Raw genomic sequence first — 11,264 nt, 5'->3', positions numbered from 1 at the left:
GATAACTTAAAATAGTTTATTCTCCAATCTAAGTTTTTATAACAAGCTGGTTATGATAATATAAGTCCTAAAACTATGTGTTTATACTCTGCTGCATCGATGTTTTTGCATAATTTATCGGCACTTTTCCACAACGCATCTTCTAGTTTAATCTCTACTTTCTTTGCCATTTTTATCCTTAAGTGATTTTTCTTAGTGTAGCAAAAAAAGCCTTATATTTGCCTAGCTCTAGCTAGGCTTTATGGTTGTAAATCATTTAGTAACCTTAAAAGGAATATTAAATTTTTCTAAAATCTCTACTTGCTTTGTGTTAAAAGTTAATCTTATTTTATTCTTGCCATCTAAGTCATACTCTAAGAATGTTTTTTTGCCCATACTTGATAGAACTTTGATATTATTAAATCTTAAATTTCCCTTTGTTGTCTTGCAAATTTTTAATTTTTTAGTATTACTTTCTTCTGATTTATTATCTTCGTAACAAGATTTAAAATTAATATCTATCCCACGCTCTTTAAGATAATCAGTTATATTATCATTCATATAAACCATTACATCTGCTTTATAGTTTCCAATCCCAGCTATACCCATGATATTTACATTTTCCAATTCTACATAAGCTAAAATTGAGATAATTAGTATTATTCTGCCTGCCATCTCTTTACCACAATAGCCAATAACAATAGTTATTATATACATTATGAAAAGCACAATCGCACATAAGCAATGCCAATACCATTCTTTGTTTTCCGATAAAAGTAAGCTAAAAATAATAAATGCAACAAAAATAAACACATGCATTAAAATATAATAATAACCCATTATGCGATCTAGTATATTCATAGCTTTATTATCAATTTTTTTCTTATGCTTTAATGTGTCTTTTTCTATTAAACTGCATATGTACTCGCACTCTTCTTTTGAATATTCTTTATTTACTTTGCTTTTTAATGCATTTAACGCTTCTATATATTTTAAAACCAATACTTTTTTAGATTCAAATTTTTCTTTAATTCTTCTATCACTTACAAACCACTGAATAACATTTTCATAACAAAAATAAAAAAATAATAAAATTATTAAAAAGAAAACAAAAGTATGTAAAGCAAAAGCCAACAATTCATTCAAATCAAATCCTGGAACATCGCTTAGAGTAAATACATAATGTTTTATATATAAAAATATAGCACACACAACAAATAAAGTGAAAACTGCACTTCCTGCTGACTTAATTGTTCGAGAAAGCCTCTCACTCTTGTCAATAATATCACCATTCTTATTATCCGATAAGTTATTTTCCATTCAATCTCCTTCAACTTAAATTATCAAATATAGAAGTTATTATAATATATTTATAATTAAAAAACAAATTTTAATAATTTTATGCTATAAATAGAAAAATAATTATAAATATTTCTTTTTAGGATAGTAAAATGAAGGTTGATTATAAAGATTTGACACTGATTGATTTAATTTTTAAAAAAATTTCATCTAAAGATGAGCTTGCAAAAGCTTTAAATGTAAGCACAAAAACCATTGAAAATAGAGCAAAAAATCTAAGTGAAATTATAAAATATAGTAAAAAACTTGAAGGATATATTTTCACCGACTTACTCCCAAAATACATAAGCCCAAAAGTTGTTTTTAAGCACATTTTTGCTGAGATTGAAAATGCAAACCTTGAAAGCGAGTTTAAAGGGCTTTTTGATGAGTATTTTTGCTCACAAGAAAAGCTAATTGATACTTCAAAACTATCAAACCTAAACCAAAAAATCATCGTATTAAATCACGCTATAAATCACGATATTTTGCTAAGTTGCGAGTATAAAAACAAGCGAAAAATCATTCAAGCAAATCAGCTAAAAGTGTCTAATTCTAAACGCTATCTTTATGTAACCTACGACAAAAAAAACGGCGAAAACGCAGGAGAGCACAGAACCTTTGCTATTAATTCTATGAAAAATATAAAGGCTTTGGAGTATGTAAAAAATGGTAATTTTAAAAACACAAAAATAGGTAATGCTTTTGGCTATGCTGAAGGTAAAAAAAGCGTGATTTTATATCTTAAAAATGAAGCGGCTAGTTTTTTTAAAAGAGAAAATCCAAAAAGTTATAATTTTAGGTTTTTAAGAGAAGATGATAATGGGATAGAAATTGAGTTTTACTACTCTCAAAAACTAGATAAAGAGAATAAGCTAGAAAAATCAGTGGAGCTAGAAAGCTTCATCGCTTCTTGGCTACCGCTAATTAGCATAAAAAACGACGATGAACTAGCCTACAAAATCTACGAAAATATCCAAAATAACCTAAACGAACTAAGGAATTTAAAATAGGAATTTCGTTTGTTGGTGATAGTTGATGATTTATCAACTTTCGCTTATATATTTCACATAATCAATAAATTCTCTTTTATTTTTATAGTATTTTTTAATATCATTAATGATGTTTATTATCATAAGATATACGGTCATAAATGGTAAAAACAATACTGTATGACCTAAAGCAAATACAACACTATCAAACAACAAATAACTATAATTAGTATATACACCTATAACTTTCAGTGTTATAAAATTGTGATAAATATCCCAAAAACCAAAAATATACATAATCAAAGGATAAAAAACAAAAACTCCCCAAAATCCTTTCCAAATCACTATAAAATCTTCGTCTTTTAGTTTTTGAATAGACAACCCAGATATTTTTTTTGCTTTTTCATATTCTTTTTTTAAAATCAAATCAACTAAAATCTCACCAATTTTAATAAATACAAGCATAATAAACCGTAATATACCAATAAGTACAGATAATGCAATAATTACCAAAATAATTTGCAACATATAAAATCCTTAAGTATTTACTTAATTACACATATTATAATACTTAGCTTAAAAAACAAGTAGAAAAAATATGTATAGCGAAATTAACATTTTTAACAAAATCATAAAAGACATTGATAGTATAAAAGCTGACGGTGATTTGTTAGATTTTTTAACAAATCAAAAAGATAAAATCAAACACAAGTTTGAAGTGTTAAATAAAGAGCTTGAATGGGATTGTTTTAATATATCGTTTTATGGTGAGACAAATGCGGGAAAATCAACACTTATAGAAGCTTTAAGATTGTATTTTAAAGAAGAAACTAAACTACAAAACCATAAACAAATAGAACAAATCAACGAGACTATAAAAAACAATGAAACCAAAATAAATAATAACAACTTAACAATCGAATCTATAAATATAAGAAAACAAGAAAATGATGAAAAAATAAAAACAATAAATGCCACCAACAAAAACACCTTAAAATATGCTTTTTTATATCTTAAAGAGAGAAACAAAATAAAAGCGTTTTATTTTTGGACTATATTTTCCATATGTTTTGTTGTATTTAAACAAAGTATTGACAAAAAAGAAATTTTAAAAATTCAAGAGTACTGCAAATTAAAAGAAAGTTTTGATATTGAAACAAAAACACTAGAAGAAAATAATGATTTTCTTAAAAAAACAGTGCTAAAAACAGAACAAATGTTAAGTAATTGCATTTTTGACGGAGACAACACTAGTCAAAAAACCGATAAAACCACAGAAACAATAGAGTATAGAATTAACTTAAAAGATAAAAAGTTTAACATAATAGATATGCCTGGAATAGAAGGAGATGAAAACAAAGTAAGAAATGAAATATCAAAAGCTTTAAAAAAATCCCATGTTGTTTTTTATATATCAAATAAGATTGAAGAAAAAACACTAGAAAAAATCAAACTTGATTTAGATGCTAAAGCAGATGTTTATATTATAAATAATGTACGAACACTTACATTGAAACAGTTTGAAAAAATAAAAGAGCTAGAAAGTACTAATTTTGTAAAATCAAAGATAAAAGAAACTTCGCAATGTAACTACAATGATAAGCATTTTACATTATCAGCTTTGATAGCGTTTTTAGTACTATCTAAACACTTAAAAGAAAAACAACATATAAAGAAGAAGGATGAATGGCTTAAGAATAAAAATGCTGATGAGCTTTTAAACGATTCAAGATTTTTAGAATTTGCTAATTTTTTAGAAAATAGTCTTGTAGATAATATAAAAGAAAAAATTAAAATATCTAACACAAAAATGTTTATTAGTTTTTTAAGTGAAATAGCTAAAAATTTTAAATCAATACTATCAAGTCAGCAAAACAATGCAAATAAAATAAAAAATATAGAAAAAACCACACTGGAAAAACTTAGCAATCTAAATACCGCTGCTAAAACATATTTTATTTCCTTAAAAAACAACACAATGCAAAAACACATATCGCAAATTAGAAAAACAATATATGATTTTATAGATAAAAACCACAGCGATAAAGAAGTAGAAAACCAATTAAAAAAAATTGTTAAAACAAATCAAAGTAATTTTACACAACAAGCAGAGCAAGATATTATAAAAACAATAGAAAAAATTGATAAGGAAATTATGAATATTTTAGAAGATTATAAAAGTGGTGTTAAAAAATTAGAATTGAAAGGAATAAAAATAACCAACATAAAATATCCAGAATTAGATGACCTTACAAAAGATATTGATAATGGTATAGAGTATAGTAGATTAATAGGAGCTGGTCTTAGCTTGGGCGTTTTAATTGGTGGTGGTCTATTAGCAACTACCAATCCTGCGGGTTGGGTAGCTTTAGCTTTTGGAGCTATAAGTGTTGTAATAAACATAGTTAAAGCATTTGTAAAATTTTTTAGCGATGATTATAAGATGAAAGAACAAAAAAAAGCAACCGATAAATACTTAGATGAGCTAAAAAAATCACTGGATAAACAATTGAATAATTATTACAATGGTAATATAAAAAATATAATCAAAACACAAATAGTTACAATATCACAAAGTATTATAAACTCAAGGCAAAAACTAGAAAATGAATGTCAATCTTTAATAAAGATAGTTAGTGGATTAGAAAATATAAATAAGGAGCTGTTATGCAAAATAAAACATTAGTTAAATTTAAAGAATTAAAAGAACAAACTAAAAATGATTTAAATAATGTAAAAAACTTATTAAACCAATTAGAAAGATTTGGGGTTGTTACAAACAATACTAGTGAGAAAAAATTAGAAAATATAATAAATTCGCTAGATAATGAAAAATTAAAAGTAGTTTTAGTGGGTGGGTATTCAGAAGGTAAAACATCGATAGCATCAGTTTGGCTCGGTAAAGTTTTTGATAATATGAATATATCTCCATTAGAATCATCAAATGAAATAGTTGCTTACGAAGATGATAAAATATGCCTTATTGATACTCCAGGTTTATATGGATTTAAAGAAAAAAAATTAGATGATAATACAGTAGAAAAATACAAAGATATAACAAAAAAATACATAAGTGAGGCAAATATAATACTTTATGTAATGAACTCGATAAATCCTATAAAACATAGCCATCAAGATGATATAAAGTGGATGTTTGATGAACTTGGATTGTTAAAAAGAACTGTTTTTGTATTATCTAAATTTGATGAAGCTGCAGACTTATATGACGATGATGACTATGAAAGTACTTTAGCCACAACGAAAGATAATGTTACAAAAGCATTAAAAAATATGATTGTTAAAAACTCATCATTAATAGATAATGCAAAAATAATAGGAGTAAGTGCCAATCCATACGATGAAGGGTTTGAATATTGGCAACAAAATGATGATTTTGAAAAAATATCTCATATAAAAGATTTGCAAAATATCACTAGTGAAATTATCTCACAGTATAGTTTTGAAGATTTGCTATTGGACACAAAACAAAGCATTAAAGAAGAATTTAAACAGTTATATGAAAGTAAAATTTTAGAAATTTTGCAAAATTTTGATGAAAGAATTGAAAACTTAGAAGAAGATATCAGAAGACACAATAATAGATTAACAGACATACAAAACGAAGTAGCTGAAATAAAAATTAAACTGCCTGTAGCAATAGATGAATTTTTTAGTGATTTAATAGTGAGAGCAAGCAATTTAAGCGAAACTACAATAAATGAGTTTATCATGAAAAACATAGGAGAAGATGGTGGGGTTTTAGCAAACAAGGTTAATGAGCTTATTTTTGACAATACTAATGGTATAGCTAATTCTATAAAAGAGCAAGCTAGAATTTTAGATGCTGATATGGAATTTTATAATTCAAAATTTACAGACTACGGGAAACAAGGAATAAATTTTATCAGAAACGGAAATTTCATCAATAGAGATAATATTTTATTGGCTAGAGATGCCATAACAAATATAGCTAGTAAAATAGGAGTTAATTTAAATATAACTTTTAAACCTTGGGGAGCTGTAAATTTAGCTAAAAACTTAAGCGGGGTTTTGGCTATTTTTGAAGTTGCGTTAGAAGTTTTTGATATCTACAAACAAGCAGAAAGAGATAAAAAACTTCAAGAGGCTAAAGATGAGATAGTAAAAGTTTTAAAAGATGAATGGAAAAGAATAATAAATATAATTAAAACTGAAAATGATTTGTTTCCAGAACTTAAAGTTATTAATAACGAAATAGATAACCTAAATGAAGCAAAAAACTTGATTCAAAGCAATAAAGATGATTTAAAAGAAATCAGCTTAAAGTTTGAAAATATAGGGTATACGATGAAATATCTTACAAAAGACTTAAAAGAATATGCTTTATTATCAAAATTAGCATATTCCAACTTTGACAATTCCAAGCACTTATTACAGATTATACAAAAAGAACTAAGTACACTAAAAGATGAAAATGACAATAATATACACGACACGATATCTAAAGATTTTATTAAACATTATAAGCTTATTTATAGTCAAAACAATATTCCGGCGATGGTTTTGTTTCAAAATAATAAAAATGAAAAAATATTATGCATTAAAGGCACGGATAAACCTAGTGATTTTATAGCGGATATCAACATTTTATCAAATGATATATCATTACATTGCGTAAAACTAATAGAAAGTTTTAACAAAAATATCATACAACATTTAAAATCTAATGAAAAAATAATTCTAACAGGACATTCACTAGGTGGATATCTAGCTCAAGTCTTAGCTATACTATATCCTACAAAAGTCTCTAAGCTTTATACATTTAATGCTCCAGGAGTGTTTCAAGGTGATTTGTGTAAAATTATTTTTAATTTACTAGATTTAATAGCAAACAAATTTAGCTCACTTCGAAATCTTAAGACGGCTTGTACATTAGTAAATCGTAGCGCTAAACAATTTTTACAAGTAAATAGCAACTTTAAAGATGATATAAAAAGATTAGAAAATATCCTTTCAAATCCAAACAGTAAAAATATAAATTATTTAAATCTATATTCTGTATTTCATGTGAAAACATGTCAAAATAAAGAAGACAAAAATAGCTTTTTTAAAAATCCTATTCAAGATTTTGGTGACCATGTAAAAGGAACACCCATTTATATAAACATAGGTGATTTAAGTTGTAAAAATATAATTGCTACACACAGCATAAATAATTGTTTTATATCGCTTAAATTTGCTCATTATTTACTAACAAAAAATTACCAATTAGATATTAGCGTAGATAAAGAACATATCTATATCAACCCTTATTACGATAATTTTTCCAACAACCCCATAGTCCAAGCACTATTAAACGACTTGCAAAACAACAGACCATACAAAGCTCTGGAGTATATAAAACAAAATACTTAAAGATTTATTGTACAATTTAAAATAAAAATATGAAAGTTTATTCACTTTTATATTTTCACCTGTTGGCGTTGTTTTAAACTTAGGTTTCATAGAAAAACATAACTAAAATACACAAAATAATTTAGAGTTTAAATTCTAAAATACGAAAATAAATTCCAAAGTCTAAACAATTCATATTTAAAGATTTTATAGAATTTATTTTGTGTATTTTTGAAGAATTTAAAATAGGAATTTTATTTGTTAAAATAAACATTAAGGATTTACAATGAATATTGAAACTAAAATAAAAAGATGGCTTAAATTATTAACTTTAAAAGCATTAAAAACTACCAATAAGCAAATATTTCAAATCAAACAAAACATTGCAAGCACAATAAAACACTATTCTGAAATTTCTGGACATTTACTTAAGATTTCATCAATAGCCTCGGCAGTTATTATTGTAGCTTCATTTATTACATATAATTATTTTTTCTTCACACATTTTAAAAAAAATACCAGAATACAATCTAGATATATTTCTTGCATTTGGAGTTATAAGTATATTGGCATTTGTTTTCGCTTATTTACCTAACCATATTCTTATAAGTATTGTCATAAAAATAAGCAATACAAAACATAAAAAATCAAATAAGATAATAAAAAATTTTATTCTTAGGTGGCTATATAGAATATATAAATTTGTTTTAAATGAATTTGTATTTTTAATACTCATATGTGTTATTATCATCATGCAAATACATGTCATTTCATATTTATATGCATTAGAAATCATAGAGCATAATTTAAGTCAAATAAGTGGTATAAAAACCTTGCCTATTATTATTTTTATTTTAATTTGCACTATTTCTTTTTACACTAAAATATTTAATAAAGTTTTTAAAATTTTATGGATTTTAGTAACTTTATTATTCTATCTTAGTTTAGATTTTAATATTCACAACTTTTTAGGAAATGGAAACTATAAAGCTGATATTACTATATTAAGAAATGACCCAAGCCATAGCTATATATTCAATAAATTAAAAGAATTTAAACAAGAACAAATAACAATACAAGACGATGGTAATATAAATATAAAAAACATCACAATATTATTTGATTTAGGAAATACTGTGTATATAGACAATATTTTTAAAAAAGATAAACATATAGAAATAAAAAAAGAAAATGTATATAGATAAACTATAAATTATCAAATAATAGGCCAGCCATTAATTTTGATACAATCATTACTTACAATAAATTCAACTGATATATTTGCCTTAAAATCATCTATATTGTATCTATTGGTAAAAAAATATATATTTTGATTTGAAGAACCTACTATTCCACGGCTTTCATCATATAGCTCGTCTATATATTCCCCATCTATTAACACATCAATATTTTCAAGCAATTCTACCGAGCCTTCAAGACTCATTTTATGTATTTCATCTAGTTTATATCCACTAAATAAGATTATAGAAACATTATTTTCTTTACACCATTTGGATATTTTTAAAAGCCCTTTTGATTGTAAAATAGGCTCTCCTCCTAAAAAAGTTACACCTTCTATACCATATTTATCTATAGAATTTTGTATTATTTTTATAATGTCATCGCAAGTATAAATATGCTTTTTTACCAATGCTTGCATATGTGGATTACAGCAATTTTTACATCTTTTTAAACATCCTTGAACCCAAAGAGCAACTCTTTTACCAGGACCTTCTGATGTTGTGCATTCTCTAACACTTGCGATATTTAGCATTATTCTAAAACAAACTCAAAATATGCAAATTGATAATTTAGCAGCCTTATTTTAACAACTCTACCTTCTAGATTATTATAATTGTTAAATACAAAATCAGATAAAGGATTTATAACATTACTTTCAAGCATATTTAAAACCCCACGGCCACCATTGTTTTTGTCTATTTTCTCAACTAAAGCATTATAACACTTCTCTTTATCATCAAAATCAATATCTAAAATTTTATATTTTTCTTTGGTAAATTGCTTAATCTTTTCAAATTTAGATTTTGCTATTTGGATTAAAAATTCATTACTATTTATAAAATTAAATGGAACTATATTATCACCTATTCTATTTAAAAGTTCAGGTCTTTTTAGCTCTTTTATAAAATGCTCCCTCACAGAATTAATAAAATCACTAAACACCACTTTTTCATCTGTATTATTTTTAATTTCACTTGCACCTATATTTGATGTAAATATGATCACCGATTCAGCAAAAGACATAGTTTCTCCTTTGCCATCAGTTAGTCTTCCATCCTCTAAAATTTGTAAAAATTTATCCAAAATTTTTCCATGAGCTTTTTCTATTTCATCAAATAATATTACACTAAATGGTTTTTCTTTTATAGCATTTGTTAATTGCCCCCCTTCTTCATATCCTACATATCCAGGAGGTGCACCAACCAACCTTTGATCGCTATGCTCGTGATTAAACTCAGACATATCAAATCTAATGCAAGCATTTTCATCTCCAAATAAAAATTCAGCTAACGATTTTGCTAATTCTGTTTTACCAACACCCGTAGGTCCAACAAAAAATAAAACACCTTTAGGCTTTTTACTATTCAAAGAATGACTTATGCCAGAAAATCCAGTAAAAGCTCTAATGATTACTTCTTTTACTTTATTTATAGCGTCATCTTGACCCTTTACTCTTTTTTGTAAAATTTCTACAATATTTGCAAGCTTATCGCTACTTAAATCCTCCCAAGGGCTTTTGCTTTCTCCATATTTATATAAGTTTATTATTCTTTCACCACTAATTTGTGGTTTTAAAATCTTAGAAAGCTTAATAATTTGAGTTATATCTTTTAAAGTAAATGAGTCTAAAGAATCAATAAAATCATCCATATTCTTCGCATCCAAGCTAGGTTCTAAAAATATTAAAGCTTTATGCTCTTTTACAAATTCTGCCCTTTGCATTCTTGTAGGCATCGGTATATTTATTGTAGATACATCTGGATTATTTAAATAAAAAGATGAAGGTATGGTAGAAAGCTTATTTGCCATAAAAATTATTAAACAATTTTGCTGCACTAAATCATTGCTCAACAAATCATAACTAGAGTTATCTTTAATGCTTTTTTTAATTATGCTCAACCATTGTTTTTCTTGATCGCTTAAATTTGTATTTGAGCTAAAAATATAATCAGAATAATCAATCAAAAAACATATCTTTTCCCTAGATTGTATTTTTTGCAATATATAAGTAAAAAATTCATCAATTTCTTTAAGCTTACCTGCTCTACATCCACACCCTTGCTCTTCATTGTCATCAATATCATAATCATCATCTTGTTTTTCATTATCAGTACTAGTATCTACATAGTTTGACATAGCATTATCAACACCATTTACTCTATCCCACTTAATAATGTTTGTATATCTTAGATCGTTTTTTAAAATTTCTAACAAATATTGTTCTATATTTTTATATGTATTATCAAAGTGGCTTTTAACAATATCGTTTATATTACCACTTATGATTACTGAACTTTTTAAGCGACAATTTCTTATAAATTTTTCTACCCATTCACTCAT

Annotated in this window: 9 protein-coding genes and 1 pseudogene; 5 read left to right on the top strand and 5 right to left on the bottom strand. The window is 25.6% G+C overall.

From position 1 onward, the window contains the following. Positions 1–59 precede the first annotated feature (59 nt). Both AC1B00_RS07470 and AC1B00_RS07465 read right to left on the bottom strand, forming a co-directional pair. Positions 60–170 (bottom strand): annotated as a pseudogene (locus AC1B00_RS07470) (hypothetical protein); the annotation flags it as partial. An 82-nt stretch (positions 171–252) separates the two neighbouring features. Then, positions 253–1,299, bottom strand: coding sequence for a hypothetical protein (locus AC1B00_RS07465; protein ID WP_488849056.1), 1,047 nt, complete (start codon positions 1,297–1,299; stop codon positions 253–255). Positions 1,300–1,430: 131 nt separating this feature from the next. Here AC1B00_RS07465 and AC1B00_RS07460 point away from each other — a divergent pair, with 131 nt between their 5' ends. Then, positions 1,431–2,330 carry a hypothetical protein gene (locus AC1B00_RS07460; protein WP_488849054.1) on the top strand — a complete coding sequence of 300 codons (900 nt, stop codon included), beginning with the start codon at positions 1,431–1,433 and terminating at the stop codon, positions 2,328–2,330. A 33-nt stretch (positions 2,331–2,363) separates the two neighbouring features. On the opposite strand, the gene AC1B00_RS07455 is transcribed toward AC1B00_RS07460, so the two are convergent. After that, positions 2,364–2,774, bottom strand: coding sequence for a hypothetical protein (locus AC1B00_RS07455; RefSeq protein ID WP_488849052.1), 411 nt, complete (start codon positions 2,772–2,774; stop codon positions 2,364–2,366). A gap of 133 nt (positions 2,775–2,907) precedes the next feature. Between AC1B00_RS07455 and AC1B00_RS07450 the strand changes: the two genes are divergently transcribed. From AC1B00_RS07450 to AC1B00_RS07435, 4 genes are all read left to right on the top strand, one after another. Beyond that, positions 2,908–4,995, top strand: coding sequence for a GTPase (locus tag AC1B00_RS07450; RefSeq protein WP_488849050.1), 2,088 nt, complete (start codon positions 2,908–2,910; stop codon positions 4,993–4,995). After that, positions 4,977–7,703, top strand: a complete 2,727-nt coding sequence (locus tag AC1B00_RS07445; RefSeq protein WP_488849049.1) for a LeoA/HP0731 family dynamin-like GTPase — start codon at positions 4,977–4,979, stop codon at positions 7,701–7,703. Before AC1B00_RS07450 ends, AC1B00_RS07445 begins: the two co-directional genes overlap by 19 nt. 265 nt (positions 7,704–7,968) lie before the next feature. After that, positions 7,969–8,277, top strand: coding sequence for a hypothetical protein (locus AC1B00_RS07440; protein WP_488849047.1), 309 nt, complete (start codon positions 7,969–7,971; stop codon positions 8,275–8,277). Between the two features lie 157 nt (positions 8,278–8,434). Continuing rightward, entirely contained in the window at positions 8,435–8,887 is a 453-nt protein-coding gene (locus AC1B00_RS07435; protein WP_488849046.1) for a hypothetical protein, read from the top strand. Between the two features lie 11 nt (positions 8,888–8,898). Here the strand turns inward: AC1B00_RS07435 and AC1B00_RS07430 are convergent, their stop codons facing one another. Beyond that, on the bottom strand, positions 8,899–9,456 hold the full coding sequence (locus tag AC1B00_RS07430; protein ID WP_488849045.1) for a 4Fe-4S single cluster domain-containing protein: 558 nt from the start codon (positions 9,454–9,456) through the stop codon (positions 8,899–8,901). After that, positions 9,456–11,264: an AAA family ATPase gene (locus tag AC1B00_RS07425; protein WP_488849044.1), complete on the bottom strand. Its 1,809-nt coding sequence runs from the start codon at positions 11,262–11,264 to the stop codon at positions 9,456–9,458. Before AC1B00_RS07425 ends, AC1B00_RS07430 begins: the two co-directional genes overlap by 1 nt.

This window comes from Campylobacter sp. DY7 (genome assembly GCF_057802535.1).
This window is presented reverse-complemented; position numbering and strand designations above follow the sequence as displayed.

Bases quoted from the DNA above. Each gene is read 5' to 3' on its own strand.
- AC1B00_RS07465 (WP_488849056.1), bottom strand. From the start codon at position 1,299: ATGGAAAATAACTTATCGGATAATAAGAATGGTGATATTATTGACAAG.
- AC1B00_RS07460 (WP_488849054.1), top strand. From the start codon at position 1,431: ATGAAGGTTGATTATAAAGATTTGACACTGATTGATTTAATTTTTAAA.
- AC1B00_RS07455 (WP_488849052.1), bottom strand. From the start codon at position 2,774: ATGCTTGTATTTATTAAAATTGGTGAGATTTTAGTTGATTTGATTTTA.
- AC1B00_RS07450 (WP_488849050.1), top strand. From the start codon at position 2,908: ATGTATAGCGAAATTAACATTTTTAACAAAATCATAAAAGACATTGAT.
- AC1B00_RS07445 (WP_488849049.1), top strand. From the start codon at position 4,977: ATGCAAAATAAAACATTAGTTAAATTTAAAGAATTAAAAGAACAAACT.
- AC1B00_RS07440 (WP_488849047.1), top strand. From the start codon at position 7,969: ATGAATATTGAAACTAAAATAAAAAGATGGCTTAAATTATTAACTTTA.
- AC1B00_RS07435 (WP_488849046.1), top strand. From the start codon at position 8,435: ATGCAAATACATGTCATTTCATATTTATATGCATTAGAAATCATAGAG.
- AC1B00_RS07430 (WP_488849045.1), bottom strand. From the start codon at position 9,456: ATGCTAAATATCGCAAGTGTTAGAGAATGCACAACATCAGAAGGTCCT.
- AC1B00_RS07425 (WP_488849044.1), bottom strand. From the start codon at position 11,264: ATGAGTGAATGGGTAGAAAAATTTATAAGAAATTGTCGCTTAAAAAGT.